Origin of the sequence: Nocardiopsis yanglingensis, assembly GCF_045809185.1 — a bacterium.
Classification (GTDB): Bacteria; Pseudomonadota; Gammaproteobacteria; order Xanthomonadales; family Xanthomonadaceae; genus Stenotrophomonas; species Stenotrophomonas yanglingensis.
This window is the reverse complement of sequence record NZ_JBJNRH010000017.1, coordinates 57,556-74,355: the sequence shown is the minus strand read 5'-3', so window position 1 is coordinate 74,355 and position 16,800 is coordinate 57,556. Positions and strand designations below refer to the sequence as shown.

19 protein-coding genes are annotated in these 16,800 nt (G+C 66.7%); 7 read left to right on the top strand and 12 right to left on the bottom strand.

Going from position 1 to position 16,800, the window contains the following annotated elements:
- Positions 1-116 precede the first annotated feature (116 nt).
- On the bottom strand, positions 117-878 hold the full coding sequence (gene ubiE, locus ACJ7C5_RS18515) for a bifunctional demethylmenaquinone methyltransferase/2-methoxy-6-polyprenyl-1,4-benzoquinol methylase UbiE (RefSeq protein ID WP_412704735.1): 762 nt from the start codon (positions 876-878) through the stop codon (positions 117-119).
- An 80-nt stretch (positions 879-958) separates the two neighbouring features.
- Here ubiE and ACJ7C5_RS18510 point away from each other — a divergent pair, with 80 nt between their 5' ends.
- The 4 genes from ACJ7C5_RS18510 (at position 959) to ACJ7C5_RS18495 (ending at position 2,756) form a co-directional block, all read left to right on the top strand.
- The gene (locus ACJ7C5_RS18510; protein ID WP_094002387.1) at positions 959-1,411 is read left to right on the top strand and encodes a nucleoside deaminase; all 453 of its coding nucleotides are present in this window, start codon (positions 959-961) and stop codon (positions 1,409-1,411) included.
- A 198-nt stretch (positions 1,412-1,609) separates the two neighbouring features.
- Positions 1,610-1,870, top strand: coding sequence for a hypothetical protein (locus ACJ7C5_RS18505; RefSeq protein ID WP_412704734.1), 261 nt, complete (start codon positions 1,610-1,612; stop codon positions 1,868-1,870).
- 74 nt (positions 1,871-1,944) lie between these two features.
- The gene (locus tag ACJ7C5_RS18500) at positions 1,945-2,271 is read left to right on the top strand and encodes a hypothetical protein (protein WP_014038526.1); all 327 of its coding nucleotides are present in this window, start codon (positions 1,945-1,947) and stop codon (positions 2,269-2,271) included.
- A gap of 62 nt (positions 2,272-2,333) precedes the next feature.
- On the top strand, positions 2,334-2,756 hold the full coding sequence (locus ACJ7C5_RS18495; RefSeq protein WP_014038527.1) for a low affinity iron permease family protein: 423 nt from the start codon (positions 2,334-2,336) through the stop codon (positions 2,754-2,756).
- Between the two features lie 83 nt (positions 2,757-2,839).
- Here the strand turns inward: ACJ7C5_RS18495 and smeF are convergent, their stop codons facing one another.
- Genes smeF through smeD form a run of 3 tightly spaced genes read right to left on the bottom strand, consistent with a single transcriptional unit; the run spans position 2,840 to position 8,617 of the window.
- Positions 2,840-4,240 carry a multidrug efflux RND transporter outer membrane subunit SmeF gene (gene smeF / locus ACJ7C5_RS18490; RefSeq protein ID WP_125426601.1) on the bottom strand — a complete coding sequence of 467 codons (1,401 nt, stop codon included), beginning with the start codon at positions 4,238-4,240 and terminating at the stop codon, positions 2,840-2,842.
- A 57-nt stretch (positions 4,241-4,297) separates the two neighbouring features.
- Positions 4,298-7,420 (bottom strand): multidrug efflux RND transporter permease subunit SmeE, encoded by a 3,123-nt coding sequence (gene smeE / locus ACJ7C5_RS18485; RefSeq protein ID WP_412704733.1) that lies wholly within the window; start codon positions 7,418-7,420, stop codon positions 4,298-4,300.
- Between the two features lie 12 nt (positions 7,421-7,432).
- Positions 7,433-8,617: a multidrug efflux RND transporter periplasmic adaptor subunit SmeD gene (gene smeD, locus ACJ7C5_RS18480; RefSeq protein WP_412704732.1), complete on the bottom strand. Its 1,185-nt coding sequence runs from the start codon at positions 8,615-8,617 to the stop codon at positions 7,433-7,435.
- A 224-nt stretch (positions 8,618-8,841) separates the two neighbouring features.
- Between smeD and smeT the strand changes: the two genes are divergently transcribed.
- The 3 genes from smeT to ACJ7C5_RS18465 are packed head-to-tail and all read left to right on the top strand — an operon-like array spanning position 8,842 to position 11,035.
- A complete protein-coding gene (smeT, locus tag ACJ7C5_RS18475; RefSeq protein ID WP_111202805.1) occupies positions 8,842-9,501 on the top strand; it encodes an efflux transporter SmeDEF transcriptional repressor SmeT in 660 nt (219 codons plus the stop codon).
- The gene (locus ACJ7C5_RS18470) at positions 9,498-10,007 is read left to right on the top strand and encodes a MepB family protein (RefSeq protein WP_049399243.1); all 510 of its coding nucleotides are present in this window, start codon (positions 9,498-9,500) and stop codon (positions 10,005-10,007) included. Before smeT ends, ACJ7C5_RS18470 begins: the two co-directional genes overlap by 4 nt.
- A 35-nt stretch (positions 10,008-10,042) precedes the next feature.
- Positions 10,043-11,035 carry a Gfo/Idh/MocA family protein gene (locus ACJ7C5_RS18465; protein ID WP_412704731.1) on the top strand — a complete coding sequence of 331 codons (993 nt, stop codon included), beginning with the start codon at positions 10,043-10,045 and terminating at the stop codon, positions 11,033-11,035.
- A 54-nt stretch (positions 11,036-11,089) separates the two neighbouring features.
- Here the strand turns inward: ACJ7C5_RS18465 and hslU are convergent, their stop codons facing one another.
- The 8 genes from hslU to ACJ7C5_RS18425 form a co-directional block, all read right to left on the bottom strand.
- Positions 11,090-12,463 carry an ATP-dependent protease ATPase subunit HslU gene (gene hslU / locus ACJ7C5_RS18460; RefSeq protein ID WP_014038532.1) on the bottom strand — a complete coding sequence of 458 codons (1,374 nt, stop codon included), beginning with the start codon at positions 12,461-12,463 and terminating at the stop codon, positions 11,090-11,092.
- Between the two features lie 103 nt (positions 12,464-12,566).
- Positions 12,567-13,118, bottom strand: coding sequence for an ATP-dependent protease subunit HslV (hslV, locus tag ACJ7C5_RS18455; protein ID WP_005411093.1), 552 nt, complete (start codon positions 13,116-13,118; stop codon positions 12,567-12,569).
- Positions 13,119-13,290: 172 nt separating this feature from the next.
- Positions 13,291-13,491: a DUF3079 domain-containing protein gene (locus tag ACJ7C5_RS18450; protein WP_032129030.1), complete on the bottom strand. Its 201-nt coding sequence runs from the start codon at positions 13,489-13,491 to the stop codon at positions 13,291-13,293.
- Between the two features lie 77 nt (positions 13,492-13,568).
- Positions 13,569-14,459, bottom strand: a complete 891-nt coding sequence (gene xerC, locus ACJ7C5_RS18445; RefSeq protein ID WP_412704730.1) for a tyrosine recombinase XerC — start codon at positions 14,457-14,459, stop codon at positions 13,569-13,571.
- 13 nt (positions 14,460-14,472) lie between these two features.
- Complete coding sequence (locus tag ACJ7C5_RS18440; protein WP_097048855.1) at positions 14,473-15,147, bottom strand: DUF484 family protein; 675 nt, start codon at positions 15,145-15,147, stop codon at positions 14,473-14,475.
- Positions 15,144-15,995 carry a diaminopimelate epimerase gene (dapF, locus tag ACJ7C5_RS18435; RefSeq protein ID WP_412704729.1) on the bottom strand — a complete coding sequence of 284 codons (852 nt, stop codon included), beginning with the start codon at positions 15,993-15,995 and terminating at the stop codon, positions 15,144-15,146. The genes ACJ7C5_RS18440 and dapF overlap by 4 nt, the downstream gene beginning before the upstream one ends.
- Positions 15,988-16,260 carry an LPS translocon maturation chaperone LptM gene (gene lptM / locus ACJ7C5_RS18430; protein ID WP_097048853.1) on the bottom strand — a complete coding sequence of 91 codons (273 nt, stop codon included), beginning with the start codon at positions 16,258-16,260 and terminating at the stop codon, positions 15,988-15,990. Before lptM ends, dapF begins: the two co-directional genes overlap by 8 nt.
- Before the next feature lie 69 nt (positions 16,261-16,329).
- Complete coding sequence (locus ACJ7C5_RS18425) at positions 16,330-16,755, bottom strand: YbaN family protein (RefSeq protein WP_088027220.1); 426 nt, start codon at positions 16,753-16,755, stop codon at positions 16,330-16,332.
- Positions 16,756-16,800 lie beyond the last annotated feature (45 nt).

Below are 16,800 nucleotides of genomic sequence, written 5' to 3'. Positions count from 1 at the left end.
TGCGGGGTAATGGCGGGCACAGCACCGGTAGTGCCGGCTGCTGGCCTGCAACCCCGTCGCCCGGTGATTGGCCGCGCAGATGCCGGCCAGCGGCCGGCACTACCGGAACATCGGGCTTACAGCTTGTAGCCGGAGTGGATCGAAACGATGCCGCCGGTCAGGTTCTTGTAGTGGCAGCGCTCGAAACCGGCCTGCCCCATCATCGCCTTCAGTTCATCCTGCGGCGGGTGCTTGCGGATGCTCTCGGCCAGGTACTGGTAGCTGTCCGAATCGTTGGCGAACAGCTTGCCCAGCTTGGGCAGGACCTTGAACGAGTGGAAGTCGTAGATCGGCTTGAACCAGTCGGCGGTGACTTCGGAGAATTCCAGCACGCGGGCCTGGCCGCCCACCTTCAGCACGCGGTACATCTCGCGCAGGCCAGCGTCCTTGTCGGTCACGTTGCGCAGGCCGAAGGCGATGGTGACCAGGTCGAAGCTGTTGTCCGGGAACGGCAGGGCTTCGGCGTTGCACTGCACGTAGTCCAGGCCGAGCACCAGGCCGCGGTTGGTCAGGCGGTCACGGCCGACCGACAGCATGCCGGCGTTGATGTCGCCCAGCACCACCGAACCCTCGGCGCCGACGCGCTCCTTCAGCAGGGCGGCGATGTCGCCGGTGCCCCCGGCGAGGTCGAGCACGCGGTCGCCCGGCTTCACCTGCGCGGTGGCCACGTAGTAGCGCTTCCACGCCCGGTGCACGCCCAGGCTCATCAGGTCGTTCATCAGGTCGTAGTTGCGCGCGACCGAGGTGAACACCTGGCCGACCAGCTTCTGCTTGTCCTTGGCGGCGACGTCGCGGAACCCGAAATGGGTGGTACCGGCTTTGTAGGGGGATTCGCTCATGGCCCCGATTATCGCACCGCCGAGGGCCAGCGGCACCCCCTGCCCGTATCATGGCGGGCCACGACTTACCGGAGCCCCGCATGATCACCACGCCCGACTACCAGGCCCTGCTGCAGACCGCCATCGCCGAAGCCCGCCAGGGCCTGGCCGAAGGCGGCGTGCCGATCGGCGCGGCGCTGTACCACAACGACGGCCGCCTGCTCGGCTGCGGCCACAACCGCCGCGTGCAGGAAGGCGACCCGTCGGTGCACGGCGAAACCGATGCGTTCCGCAAGGCCGGCCGCCAGCGCCGCTACCAGGACACCATCATGGTCACCACCCTGGCCCCGTGCTGGTACTGCTCGGGGCTGGTGCGCCAGTTCAACATCGGCACCGTGGTGGTGGGCGAATCGCGCACCTTCCAGGGCGGCATCGACTGGCTGCGGGAAAACGGCGTCAACGTGATCGATCTGGACAGCCAGGAATGCGTGGACCTGCTGGGCGGCTTCATCGCGCAGTATCCGGAGATCTGGAACGAAGACATCGGTGAATGAACACCACGCAGTTTCCTGTTGAACCCGCTTAATGAACGCTTCAGTGCCGGCACGCCCTAGTGCCGGCAGCGTTTGCGGCCATTGCCGTGAACCCGCGCACAGTCAGCTGCGCAACGCGCACACGCTGCGGTAACACCCCACCCGGCTGCCGCGCCTAGGGTGGGGTTACCGGGACTCCTTTCCCCGGCGGAGCCAGCCATGTGCGCGCACGCCGTACGCCCCACGCCCGACCCGATCCTTGACGCCATCCGCGACCGCCTGCAGCAGCAATACGCGCTGCACCAGCGTGGCGCCCTGTTCTGGTCTGCCTACCAGGGCCTGCAGCTGGAACTGGTGCGTGGCCGTCCGCTCGACCATGAGCGCCTGTGCAATGCCATGGCCGACATGGCCGAAGAAATGGGCGCGGTCGAGCATGCGCAATTGATAGGCAATCGCAACGCCGGCTCCACGCCGCGCTGACACGGCTTGCACCGGCGCATACGCCACACTGCGATGAACCCCCACTCCCATCCACTTCAACCGATTGGATCGACATGCACGCCGAAGTCCCCACCATTCCCCCGGTCATCAACGTTGACGCCGAGCTTGACCACTGGCGCCGCCAGCATGCCGACGGCGCACTACCGCACAACTCGTTCGGCTCGTACGTGCCGTGGATCAAGTTCGCCTGTGATTCGCTGATCACCCAGCCGCGCGCCAGCAATGCACAGCGCGACGAGATGTTCCAGACCCAGTACGCCCTGCAGATCATGCCGCGCCTGAGCGAAGCCCAGGCCCGCGAATTCGTCGACCGTTGCTGGCAGCACGTCTACCAGACCAGCCCGGTGCGCCTGCAGGACGCGCCACGCCTGCGCGCCTGAGCTGCACAGCGCCTGCACGAGACCCTGCCGATCATCCTCGTCACCTGAGTGGGACGACGACGATGAAAGCACGCAACCTGTTCAATACGATCGCCAAGAAGGCCGCGGCCGCCACCGGCTCGCCGTGGACCTTCCTGGCCGCGGTAGCGATCGTGGTGATCTGGGGCATCAGCGGTCCAGTGTTCGGTTTCAACGATACCTGGCAGCTGGTGATCAACACCGGCACCACCATCATCACCTTCCTGATGGTGTTCCTGATCCAGCACACGCAGAACGCGGATACCGCCGCGATGCAGATCAAGCTGGACGAGCTGATCCGCGCGACGGCCGAAGCCAACAACGAACTGTTGGATCTGGAAGAACTGGACGAGGAACGGCTGGAAGAGATCCGGCGCGAGTACGAGCAGATGGCGCGCGAAGCCGGCGACGCGCTGGCACGGGTCCGCGCCTGCCATGTGGCGCGGCGCGACGACGAAGCGGTATAGCGGGCCCCGGAATGACAATTCCGGCCAGCGGCCGGCACTACCATCGATCATCAAGGTAGAGCCGGCCGCTGGCCGGCTGTCCTTCAGCCGCGTTCGTGCCAACCGCCGCCCAGCACCTTGTACAGGGTGATGCGGTTGGCCTGCTGCGCCAGCTGCGCCTGCAGCTGGGTCTGCTGCGCGTTGTAGGCGGTCCGCCGCGCATCGAGCAGGGTCACGAAGCTGTCCAGCCCCGCGTCGTAACGTGCCTGCGACAGGCGGTTGGCCTGTTCGGCCGCGTCCACCAGGCGCTGCTGTGAACTCACCTGCTCGTCCAGGCTGACATTCAACGCCAGCGCATCGGCGGTTTCGCGGAAGCCCACCTGGATCGACTTCTCGTACTGCGCCAGCGCGATGTCACGGTCCGCGTTGGCGATGGCCAGGTTGGCGCGCAGCTTGCCACCCTGGAAGATCGGCAGGGTGATCTTCGGCAGGAAGCTCCACACGCGGGTGCCGCTGTCGAACAGGTTGGACAGTTCGCTCGAGCCGCTGCCGATACTGCCGGTCAGCGAGATGCTCGGGAAGAACGCCGCACGTGCCGCGCCGATGTTGGCATTGGCGGCCAGCAGCTGGTGCTCGGCGGCCATGATGTCCGGGCGCTGCAGCAGCACGTCGCTGGGCAGGCCGGCCGGCGGCGGTGCCAGCGCCAGCAGCTGCGGCTCGATACTGTCCGGCAGCAGCGCCGGATCCAGCTGGCCACCGGCCAGCAGCGCCAGCGCGTTGCGGTCCTGGGCCAGCTGCCCGCGCAGGCGCGCGGCATCGGTGCGCGCGGTCTCGACCAGGGTACGGGTCTGGGTCAGTTCCAGCGCCGAACTGCCACCACGCTCATGGCGGGCCTCGGCCAGGCGCAGCGAATCCTCGTAGGTCTTCAGCGTGGCATCGGCGATCTTCAGCCGCTGCGCATCGGCGCCATAGGTCAGCCACGCCGTCGCGGTCTCGGCCACCAGGCTCAGCTGCGCGTTGCGACGGTTGGCGGCTACGGCGAAGTACTGCTGCAGGGCGGCCTCGCTGAGATTGCGCACGCGGCCGAACAGATCCAGCTCGAACTCGGCCACGCCGACACCGGCGGTGAACTGCTCGGTGACACCGGCGTCGGTACCACGGCGATCCATCTGGCCGGTAACGGCCACGCCCGGCACGCGATCGGCGCGCTGCACGCGGTACTGACCACGCGCACGTTCAACATTGAGCACCGCCACACGCAGGTCGCGGTTGTTCTGCAGCGACTGGTCGATCACCTGCTGCAGGCGCGCATCGGTGAAGAAGTCGCGCCAGCCGACGGCGGCGACATCGGCCACCTCGCCCTGCGCGGCCTCGGCCGGCCACTGCGCCGGAATCGCCGGAGCGACAGCGGTGTCCTTCGGCACCAGGGTGGAGCAGCCGGCCAGCGCGAGCGCGGCGGCAATGGAAAGGAACAGGGATGCACTTTTCATGGGAATGACTTCCATCGGTACTGCCGGATGGCAGGAGGCAATGCCGGCCAGCGGCCGGCATTACCGTTTCGCTTACGTGGAGGATTTGCGCTTGAACACGCGCTGCACCACCACGAAGAACAGCGGCACGAAGAACACGCCGAGCACGGTGCCGACGATCATGCCGCCGAGCACGCCGGTGCCGATCGCCTGCTTGGCACCGGAGCCGGCACCGGTGGAGATCGCCAGCGGTACCACGCCCATGCCGAAGGCCAGCGAGGTCATCACGATCGGACGCAGGCGGTCGCGCACGGCATGCATGATCGATTCGATCAGGCCTGCGCCCTTCTCCAGGTTCTCCTTGGCGAACTCGACGATCAGGATCGCGTTCTTGCTGGTCAGGCCCACGGTGGTCAGCATCGCCACCTGGAAGTAGATGTCGCGTTCCAGGCCCTTGAAGGTGTTGGCCAGCACCGCGCCGAGGATACCCAGCGGGGCCGCCAGCAGCACCGCGGTCGGTACGCTCCAGCTTTCATACATCGCGGCCAGGCACAGGAACACGATCATCAGCGACAGCGTGTACAGCAGCGGCGTCTGCGAGCCGGCCTGATGTTCCTGGTAGGACATCGCCGTCCATTCGATGCCGAAACCCGCCGGCAGCTGCTTGGCCAGCTGCTCGATCTCGGCCATGGCATCACCGGAGGCAACACCCGGGGCCGGTTCGCCCTGGATTTCCATCGCCGACACACCGTTGTAGCGTTCCAGACGCGGCGAACCGTAGTCCCAGTGCTTGGTGGCGAACGCGCTGAACGGCACCATCTCGCCCTTGTCGTTCTTCACGGACCAGAGATCGAAGTCCTCCGGCACCATGCGGAACGGCTGGTCGGCCTGCACGAACACACGCTTGACGCGGCCACGATCGACGAAGTCGTCGATGTACGAGCTACCCCATGCAGCGGCCAGCGTACCGTTGACCTGGTCGATCGACAGTCCCAGCGAAGTCGCCTTGGCCGCATCGATGTCGATGCGGAACTGCGGCGTGTCTTCCTGGCCGTTCGGGCGCACGTTGGCCAGCTTCTTGCTGCCGGCAGCGAGGCCCAGCAGCTGGTTGCGCGCGGCCACCAGGGCCTCGTGGCCCTGGCCGCTGTTGTCCTTCAGGAAGAAGGTGTAACCCGAGGCGGTACCCAGCTCCGGAATGGCCGGCGGCGGGAAGGCGAAGATGAAGGCATCCTTGATCTGGCCCAGTGCCGCCATCGCACGACCGGTGATCGGCATCACGCCATTGTCGGCATCACGCTCGCTCCAGTCCTTCAGCTTGACGAATGCCATGCCCGCGTTCTGGCCCATGCCGGCGAAGCTGAAGCCCTGCACCGAGAACACCGAGTCCACCGCATCCTTCTCGTTCTGCAGGAAGTGGTTTTCCAGTGCCGCGATCGATTCCAGCGTACGTTCCTGGGTGGCACCGACCGGCGCCTGCACCAGCGCCATCAGCACGCCCTGGTCTTCGTTGGGCAGGAACGAGCTGGGCAGGCGCACGAACAGCACGCCCATCAGCACGAACAGTGCCGCCACGATGCCCATGAAGCGCCACGGACGGTGGATGATGCCGCGCACGCCACGCTGGTAGCTTTCGCTGGTGCGGTCGAAACCACGGTTGAAGCCATTGAAGAAGCGACCGGACCAGCCCTTGTGTGCGACGTGGTGCTCACCCTTCTTCAGGGGCTTGAGCATGGTCGCGCACAGCGCCGGGGTCAGCACGATCGCGACCAGCACCGACAGCGCCATCGCCGAAACGATCGTGGCCGAGAACTGGCGGTAGATCACGCCGGTGGAGCCGCTCATGAAGGCCATCGGCACGAACACTGCCGACAGCACCAGGCCGATGCCCACCAGCGCACCGGTGATCTGGCCCATCGACTTGCGGGTCGCTTCAAGCGGCGACAGTCCTTCCTCGGACATGATGCGCTCGACGTTCTCCACCACCACGATGGCATCGTCCACCAGCAGGCCGATGGCCAGCACCATCGCGAACATGGTCAGCATGTTCACCGAGAAGCCCAGCATCGCCAGCACGCCGAAGGTACCCAGCAGCACCACCGGCACGGCGATGGTCGGGATCAGGGTGGCGCGGAAGTTCTGCAGGAACAGGTACATCACCACGAACACCAGCACGATCGCTTCGATCAGGGTCTGCACCACGCCCTTGATCGACACGCGCACGAACGGGGTCGTGTCGTACGGGATCTCGGCCTTCAGGCCGGCCGGGAAGAAGCTCTTCATGTCCTGCAGCGCGGCGTCCACGCCGGCGGCGGTATCCAGCGCGTTGGCGCCGGTGGCCAGGGTGACCGCCAGGCCGCTGGCCGGCTGGCCGTTGTAGCGGGTGACGAAGTCGTACGATTCCGCACCCAGCTCGACGCGGGCGACATCACCCAGGCGCAGCTCGGCACCGTCCTGCGCACCGCGCACGATGATGTTGCGGAACTGTTCCGGGGTCTGCAGGCGCGACTGCGCGTTGATGGTGGCGTTGAGCTGCTGGCCCTTGATCGACGGCGCGCCGCCGAGCTGGCCGATGGCCACCTGGGCGTTCTGTGCCTTGATCGCTGCGGTCACTTCCGCAACGGACAGGCCGTAGGTGTGCAGCTTGTTCGGGTCCAGCCAGATACGCATGGCGTACTTGCCACCGAACACCTGGATGTTGCCCACGCCCGGCACGCGGCTCAGACGGTCGACGACATTGGAACCGACGTAGTCGGCGATGTCGTTGGCGTCCATGCTGCCGTTCTCGGACACGAACGCGATGACGTTCAGGAAGCCCGAGCTGGACTTGGCCACGTTGATGCCCTGCCGCTGCACTTCCTGCGGCAGCAGCGGCATGGCCAGCTGCAGCTTGTTCTGCACCTGCACCTGGGCGATGTCCGGGTTGGTGCCGCTCTCGAAGGTCAGGGTGATGGTGGCCTGGCCATTGGACGAGCTGTTGGAGGAGAAGTAGATCAGGCCATCAAGGCCCTTCATGTTCTGCTCGATGATCTGCGTCACCGAGTCCTCGACCACCTTGGCCGATGCACCCGGATAGGTGGCGCTGATTTCCACCGCCGGCGGTGCGACGTTGGGGTACATCGAGACCGGCAGCTTGAACAGGGCCAGGCCGCCGGCGAGCATGATGATGATGGCGATCACCCATGCAAAGATGGGTCGATCGATGAAAAAGCGTGCCATGGGGTTCTCCGCTTACTTCGCGTCGCCGGCCGGAGCGGCAGGCTGGGCGGCGGCTGCCGGCTTGGCCGGCGCAGCGCCCTTCTCGGTGGCCTTGACCGGCACGCCGGGGCCGATCTTCTGCAGGCCTTCGACGATGACCTTGTCGCCGGCCTTCAGACCGTCCTCGACCAGCCACTTGTCGCCAACCGTGCGGCTGACCTTGACCGGGCGCACTTCGACCTTGTTGTCCTTGTCGACCACCATCGCGGAGGTGTCACCCTTCGGATCGCGGGCGATGCCGGCCATCGGTACCAGCACCGCATCGCTGCGCACGCCGCCGCCGATCACCGCGCGCACGTACATGCCCGGCATCAGCAGACCGTCCGGGTTGTCCACCTTCACGCGCAGACCAAAGCTGCCGGTGGCCGGATCGACGCTGACTTCAGAGAACTCCAGCGTGCCCTTGTGCTCGAAGGTGCTGCCGTCTTCCATCAGGATGCTGACCGGCAGGGTCTGGTTGTCCTGCAGACGGCCGGCGGCCAGTTCGCGGCGCAGCTGCAGCAGCTCGGCCGAGGACTGGGTCAGGTCGACATAGATCGGGTCCAGCTGCTGCACGGTGGCCAGTGCATTGGCCTGGCCGGCGTTGACCAGCGCACCCTGGGTGACGCTGGACTTGCCGATGCGGCCGCTGATCGGCGCGGTGATGCGGGCGTAGCCGAGGGTGACGTTGGCCGCATCCAGCGAGGCCTTGGCGGCACCGACGTCAGCCTCGGCCTGCTTCTGCGCAGCCACGGCGTTTTCCAGGTCCTGCTGGCTGACCGCGTCCACCTTGGCCAACTCGGTGATGCGCTTGGCGCTCAGACGGGCGGCATTGGCAGTGGCTTCGGCGCGGGCCAGCTGGGCGCGGGCGTTGTTGGCCTGGGCGCGGTAGCTGGCGTCGTCGAGCTGGTACAGCGGCTCGCCGGCCTTGACCATGCCACCTTCAGTGAACAGGCGCTTGGCGACGATGCCATTGACCTGCGGGCGCACTTCGGCAACCAGGAAGGCATTGGTACGGCCCGGCAGTTCGCGGGTCAGGCCCACGGTTTCGGACTTCAGCGTGACCACAGTGACGTCACCCGGGCCCTGTTCGGGGGCCTGGGGTTGGCCGCCGCAGGCAGCCACGGTCGCGGCGATTGCCAGCGACAGTGCAAAGGGTCGGATTCGGCTCAGCAACATGACGGAAAGGCTCTTGGAGGAAGGAATCTCAGAAGACACTGATACGACGGCTCCCCCGTGTTCCGGCGAAAGCCCCGCAGATCGCGCCCACCCGGGTGGAGTGGGAGCCGGACGGGCCTGCCACGCACACGACGGGAATGATGGGTGCGAAATATACATACATGCTTGTTTGTTTGTAAACCGGTACAATTCAGCCACGTTTCACCCGCACTCGTACCCTACCCATGGCCCGCAAGACCAAAGAGGACACCCAGGCAACCCGGGAAGGCATCCTTGACGCCGCCGAAGCCTGCTTCCATGAACACGGCGTGGCCCGTACCACGCTGGAGATGATCGGTGCCCGCGCCGGCTATACCCGTGGCGCGGTGTACTGGCACTTCAAGAACAAGAGCGAGGTGCTGGCCGCGATCGTCGAACGGGTGCACCTGCCCTTCATGCAGGAACTGGAGCGCACCTCCACCGACCAGCGCGACACCCCGGTGCACGACCTGCGCGCGGTGATGATCCACTCGTTCATCGAGCTGTCCGAGGACGAGCGCCTGCGCAAGACCATGGAGATCATGCTACGCAGCGATGCGTCGGCCGACACCAAGGTACTGACCGAAATGCAGCAGGCCGGTTTCCGCGATGCGCTGGACCGGATGGAGCGCGCCCTGCGCCGCGCCCGCGATCTGGGCCAGCTGCGCGAAGGCGCCGACCCCAAGATCGCCGCGCGCATGCTGCATGCCACCGTGCTGGGCGTGCTGCACGGCGCGATGGTCGAACCGGAACTGATGGACCTCAAGCGCGACGGCATGCTTGCGCTGGACATGACCCTGGCCGCCTACGTGAAAGAAGGCGTGTTCGTGCCCGGAACGGTGCCCGAGCCGCTGCCGGAAGCATGAGCGGCATTGCTGCCGCCACTGCGGCACTACACGATCTCTACCTGCCCGCAGGGCTGCAGTTGACCGGACCGATCGTGGCGGAAGCGGAAAGCGCAGAGTACGGTGCCTGCCGCTTTGCCCTTGAGGGTCACAGCATCGTGTTCCGCGTCGCGAAGATCACCCCCACCAAGACCGGCCAGTTCGTAACCCTGTGGAAGCGCCCCGCCCCCGGTTCTGATATCGCTCCATTGGATGCAGCCGATGCTGTGCACTTCGTGGTGATCGCGGTCTTCGACGGAACACAGCGCGGGCAGTTCATCTTCAGTCGTGACCTGCTGATCGAGCGCGGCGTGATGTCGCGCGATGGCGAGGGCGGAAAGCGCGCCCTCCGTGTCTATCCGCCGTGGAGCACGCCGACCGCAAAGGACGCGATCCGGACCCGGCAGTGGCAGCTTCGTTGCTTCCTGCCCACCGGTGCCGATGTCTCCGCCTCCGCCGGTGATCGATTACGCTCACTGTTGGGTTGAACCCGGCGGACCTTCCCTTTTCTGGACGCATCGTGATGATCCTGGACAACGTGGTGTGGGGCTTCATCGGCTGTGGCAGCGTCACCGAGAAGAAGAGCGGGCCGGCCCTGGCCAACACGCCGGGCTCACGGGTGGCCGCGGTCATGCGCCGCAATGCGGCGTTGGCCGAGGATTATGCGCGGCGCCATGCGATTCCCCGCTGGTACGCGGACGCCGATGCACTCATCGCCGACCCGGAAGTGAACGCGATCTACGTTGCGACGCCGCCCTCCACGCACATGCACTACGCATTGCAGGCGATTGCCGCGGGCAAGCCGGTCTACATCGAAAAGCCGATGGCCATGGACCACGGCGAGTGCCAGCGCATCATTGAAGCCAGCGCCCGCAGCGGCGTGCCGGTGTTCGTCGCCTACTACCGCCGCGCCCTGCCCCGCTTCGCACAGGTGAAGCAGTTGCTGGACAGCGGCGCGATCGGCACACCGCGCAGCGTGCGCGCCACCCTGCACCGGCCGCATTCGGCGAACGCTGCATCGCCGGACTTCTGGCGGACCAACCCGGCGATCGCTGGCGGCGGGCTGTTCGTCGATCTGGGCTCGCACACCCTGGACCTGCTGGATCATCTGCTGGGACCGCTGAGCGATGTGCGCGGCCTGGCCAGTTCGTTGACCGGCGCCTACGCCGCCGAGGACAGCGTCTCGATGTGCTTCCGCACCGGGACGGGTGCGCACGGCATCGCGCAATGGAGCTTCTGCGCCTTTCGCCGTCAGGATGAGATCGAAATCACCGGCGACCGCGGGCAGCTGCGCTTTGCCACCTTCGAGGACATCCCGGTGGTTCTGGAGACCGAGGCCGGCGTGCAGGCGTTCGACATCCCGAACCCGCCGTCGATCCAGCAGCCGTTGATCGCCACTCTGGTGGATGAGCTGCGCGGCAACGGCCACTCGCCATCGAACGGCATCAGCGCCGCCCGCACCAGCGCGGTGATCGACCAGGTGCTGCAGGCCTACCGCACACGGCACTCGCGCTGACTGCCAAAGCAGAAGGCCGCCTTTCGGCGGCCTCATGCTTTGCAGCGTCGGGCGTTACAGGATGTAGCGGCTCAGGTCCGGATCCTGCACCAGCTCACCCAGATGCGCATCGACATAAGCACTGTCGATGGCCAGGGTCTCGCCGTCGCGGTCCGGTGCCTCGTAGCTGAGCGAATCCAGCAGGCGCTCCAGCACCGTATGCAGGCGACGGGCACCGATGTTCTCCTGGCGCTCGTTCACCTGGAAAGCGATCTCGGCCAGACGATCAATGGCATCGGCAGTGAAGCTGACCTTGACGCCTTCGGTGGCCAGCAGCGCTTCGTACTGCTTGGTCAGCGCGGCCTTCGGCTCGGTCAGGATGCGCACGAAATCACCCTTGCTCAGCGCACCCAGTTCAACGCGGATCGGGAAGCGGCCCTGCAGCTCCGGAATCAGATCGCTGGGCTTGGCCAGGTGGAACGCACCGGAGGCGATGAACAGGATGTGGTCGGTCTTGATCGTGCCGTACTTGGTGGACACGTTGGAGCCTTCCACCAGCGGCAACAGGTCGCGCTGCACGCCTTCGCGCGAGACATCGCCGCCACCCACGTTGTCACCACGCTTGGCGACCTTGTCGATCTCGTCGATGAAGACGATGCCGTGCTGCTCGCAGGCCTCGATCGCCGCCGTGCGGATGTCGTCTTCGTTGACCAGCTTGCCGGCCTCTTCCTCGATCAGCAGCGGACGCGCGGCCTTGATGGTCAGCGTGCGCTTGTGCGCCTTGGCGCCGCCGCCGAGGTTGGCGAACATCGACTTCAGCTGCTGGCCCATTTCCTCCATGCCCGGCGGGGTCATGATGTCCATGCTGACATTGGCGGCCAGATCGAGCTCGATCTCGCGCTCGTCCAGCTCACCGTTGCGCAGCATCTTGCGGAACTTGATGCGGGTCTCGTTGTCCTGCGCCGACGGTTCGTTGCGGGCGACTTCCGGATCGAAGCCAATGCCACCGCTGCGGCGCGGCAGCAGCGCATCGAGGATGCGGTCTTCGGCGCGCTCTTCGGCCTGGGTACGCACGCGCACCTTGGCCTGTTCGCGATAGAGCTTCACTGCGGTATCGGCCAGGTCACGGATGATCTGCTCGACGTCCTTGCCGACGTAGCCGACTTCGGTGAAGCGGGTGGCTTCAACCTTCACGAACGGCGCGTTGGCCAGCGTGGCCAGGCGACGCGCGATCTCGGTCTTGCCGACGCCGGTCGGGCCGATCATCAGGATGTTCTTCGGCATCACTTCATTGCGCAGCTCCGGCACCAGCTGCATGCGGCGCCAGCGGTTGCGCAGGGCGATAGCCACAGCGCGCTTGGCGTCGTGCTGGCCCACGATATGCCGGTCCAGTTCCTGCACGATCTCGCGCGGGGTCATGGTGGCGGAGGAAACTTCGATCTTCGACATGGATGTGCTCACGGATTCAGTGTCGGTAGTGCCGGCCGCTGGCCGGCAACCAGGCACGCGTGCGGGGGATCATGAGGTTGCCAGCCAGCGGCTGGCACGGCCCTCACAGCTCCTCGACCACCACGTTGCGGTTGGTGTAGATGCAGATGTCGCCGGCGATGCCGATCGCTTCACTGGCGATGGTGCGCGCATCCAGTTCGGTATGCGCCATCAGCGCGCGGGCAGCCGACAGTGCATAGGAACCGCCGGAACCGATGGCGATGATGCCGTCCTCCGGCTCGATCACATCACCGGTGCCGCTGATGATCAGCGAGGTTTCCTTGTCGGCCACCGCCAGCAGGGCTTCGAGCTTGCCCAGACGGCGCTCGGTGCGCCAATCCTTGGCCAGCTCGACCGCAGCGCGCTGCAGCTGGCCGTGCTTTTCCAGCTTGGCCTCGAACAGCTCGAACAGGGTGAAGGCATCGGCGGCGGCACCGGCGAAGCCGGCCAGCACCTGACCGTCACGGCCAAGGCGGCGCACCTTGCGCGCATTGCCCTTCATCACGGTGTGGCCCAGCGTGACCTGGCCGTCGCCGGCAATGGCCACGTGCTCGCCGCGACGGACGCAGACGATGGTGGTGGCGTGGAAAACGTTGGGATTCTGACTGGGGTCCATGCGGCCTCCGATAGCTGTTCACGGGACATGGGGACAGCGCCGGGTGCGATCAAGCCTGCGCGGATGGCTGCCGTTCAGCGCTTGGTGGCGCCCCATGGGAAGAGGGCGCCCTTTTAACGAGCGCATCGCAATGCGCGCGGACCCCGCCGCCCGAACGTGGAACGCCTGCCGTTCAGCGCTTGGCCTGCGATGGCCGGTCCGGATTGGGCTCGATGCCCCAGGCGAGGTACCAGTCTTCACCCTGCGTCTCGATCGGATGCTGGGTGCGGCCGGAGCCATTGCCGCAGGCCAGCGCGTCAGCCGCGCAGTAGCGGTCGCAGCCCCAGCAGATGCGCTCGGGGTGTTTGGGATGCAACGGTATGGGCTTCGCCATGGCGGCGGTGTCCTCGTGGCCTGCGGCCACGATGCGCCGGTAGCGCCCGCCCTGCCCTGATCCAGATCAAGGGCAGGCTATTCAGCCTTGTCGTCCCTGCTGCGGCGCTTCGCACGTGGATGCGCGGCGTCGTAGACCTTGGCCAGGTGCTGGAAATCGAGGTGGGTGTAGATCTGGGTGGTGGCGATGTCGGCATGGCCAAGCAGTTCCTGCACACCGCGCAGGTCGCCGGACGATTCCAGGATATGGCTGGCGAAACTGTGCCGCAGCATGTGCGGGTGCACGTGCTTGAACAGCCCCTGGCGCTGCGCCAGCTGGCGGATGCGGATCTGCACCGCACGCTGGCTGATAGGCCCGTTGCGGCCGGGAAATACCGGCGAGGCCGGACCGCCGCCACTTTCCGCACGCCATGCCTGCAGCGCCTCGCGTGCGGGCCGGCCGAACGGCACCCGACGCTGGCGGTTGCCCTTGCCCAGCACGTTGACCAGGCCGCTGTCGAAATCCAGGTCACGCCAGGTCAGCGCGCAGACTTCGCTCAGGCGCAGGCCGGAGGAATAGAACAGTTCCAGCAGCGCCCGGTCACGGCGGCCGAGCTCGCCTTCCGGTTCCAGCTCGACCAGCTGCACGGCTTCGTCGGCGTCAAGCACCTGCGGCAATCGGCGCGGCGCACGCGGCGCCTTCAGCGTCGCCGCCGGACTGACCTCGATGCGCCCGTGTTTGAGCAGCCAGGCATAGAAGCTGCGGCAGGCGGACAAGCGGCGCTGCAGGCTCTTGGCCGACAGGCCGCGGCGGTGCTCATCGGCAACGAACTGGCGCACCGCGTCAGCATCAAGCGCCTCCACCGCTACACCACGTGGCTCGGCCCAGACCGACAGCGCGTCCAGGTCGCGGCGGTAGGCGTCGAGCGTATGTGCCGACATCCGCCGCTCTACCTGCAGATGCTGCAGGAAGGCCTGTACCGCGCTCATCGTCGTGTCCTGCTCAGCCCGGGAAGCGCTTCAGGCCGGTGGCCAACGCATCGCCCATCATGCGCAGGAACAGCGTGCCCATGCCCGGGTAGAAGCGGTTCGGGTCGTGGCTGCCGACCGCAATCAGGCCCACGCCCGGCAACGGCAGCAGCGCGGTGGTCTGCACTTCTTCGCTGCGCACGCCGTACAGCACGGCATTCTTTTCCGGCTGCAGGCGGCCGCAGATCGGCTCGCCGTCCTTCAGGCAGTCGCGGAACGGGCCCAGCTGCGGATCGTCCGCGGCGATCACCTGCAGCCAGTCGGCCTGTTCCAACCCGGCCACCGGCGTGTGCACCACCAATCGCACCAGGTCGCCGGCGAAATCTTCCTGCAGCGAGGCGGCCATCGCACGCAGGGTGTCGGCGGCGGTGTCCTGCTTCATCAGTGCCAGGGTCAGCTGGTGCGTGCGCACCGCCAGGCGTTCATTGACCTGGGCGGTCGCGCCCAGATCGGCCAACCGTCGTGCCAGCTCGCGGTTCTTCTCGCGCAGCACTTCCAGCTGGTAGCTGGCCAGCGATGCGGTCGGGCCGTCATCACGCGGCACAACCAGGGTCAGGGCCAGGTCCGGGAACTGCTTGAGGAAGCCCGGATGACGCCGCAACCAGGCAGCGACTTCATGGGCCCCGAGCTTGTCGACGGTTTCGGTCATGCGATCCACTCCCCTTCGAAGACGAATGCGGTCGGGCCGGCCATCACCACCGGCTGGCCATCGCCCGGCCACTGGATGCGCAGGTCACCCCCGGGAAGGCTGATGCGCGCGTCGCGCTGCAGGCGGCCACGCTGCATCAGGGTCACCGCCGCGGCACAGGCACCACTGCCACAGGCCAGGGTTTCACCGACGCCGCGCTCGAACACGCGCAGGCGTGCATGCGCCGGGCTCATCACCTGGGCAAAACCCACATTCACCGAGCGCGGGAACGAGGCATGCTGCTGCAGCAGCGAACCGACGCGCTCGACCGGTGCTGCATCGATCAGGCCCACTTCGATCACCGCATGCGGATTGCCCATCGACACCGCGGCGAAGCGTACGCTCTCGCCCTGCAGCGGCAGCAGGTACTCCTCGCGTGCGTGGGCGAAGCCCACCAGCGGCACGTTGACCGGCTCGAACGCAGGCACGCCCATCGTCACCGCAAACTGCCCCTCGCCCAGTACCTTCACTTCGTGGCTGGCCAGCGGGCTGTCGATGACGAATGCATCGCCCTGCGCGCTGCCCTCGCGCACCAGCCAGGCCGCGATGCAGCGCGCGCCATTGCCGCACTGCTCGGAATTGGAACCGTCGGCATTCCAGATGCGGTACGAGGCCACCGAGCCTTCCGCACGTGGCGCCTCGATGGTCAGGATCTGATCGCAGCCGACGCCGGTGTGGCGGTCGGCCAGGCGCGCGGCCAGTTCAGGCGTGGGCGGCGCAGTGCCTTCACGCAGGTCGATCACTACGAAATCATTGCCCGCGCCGTGCATCTTGCTGAAGCGCAGGGCCTTGGAACCGGCCTTACTCATTCCCGCTGCCCGCCTTCTTCGCTGGCGCGGGTGCCGGCGGGGTGGTCGGTGCAGCCGGGTCCACGGTCGTGGCCGGGGTAGCGGTTTCCTGGGTCTGCGCCGGGGTCGCTTCGGTAGCGGGCTCGGCAACCGGTTCAACCGTTTCTTCCACCGGCACCGGCTTCTGCGGCAGCACCAGCGGGCCCTTGTTGCCGCAGGCGGCGAGGAACAGCAGCGAGGCCGCTGCCAGCGGAATCAGGATGGCGTTTCGATGGGGGATCTTCATGCCCCGAGTATAGCCATTGGCGGCTGAGCGGTTGGTGCAGGGAACCGGGGTGCCGGCCAGCGGCCGGCACTACCGCTCCGGTGGCGGCAGTGGCCGCGTCCACAGCCAGATTGCCACCACGGTCATGCTGCCGATCGAGAACCACTTCACCCAGGCAATCGGCACGCACCACAGCATGATGCCGGCGCACACCGCCATGGTGATCGTGGCCATCCACTTGCCGTAGCGGCTGACGGCGCCGTGCGCCTGCCAGTTGGCGATGGCGGGGCCGAAGCGCGGGTGCTGCAGCAGCCAGTTGTGCAGGCGCTCGGAGCCACGCGAGGCAGCCCAGGCCGAAATCAGGATGAATACGGTGGTCGGCAGGCCCGGCACGAAGATGCCGACGATGCCGGTGCCGAGGCTGACATACGCCAACAGCCACCATGCCCAGCGGAAACGCACCACGCGCGGTGGCGTGGCGCTATCGCGCGGTGCGGATGGTTCGGGCAGGCTCATGGCCGCAAGGATACCGGTTCGGGGTGCCAGGCAACGCCCGGCACC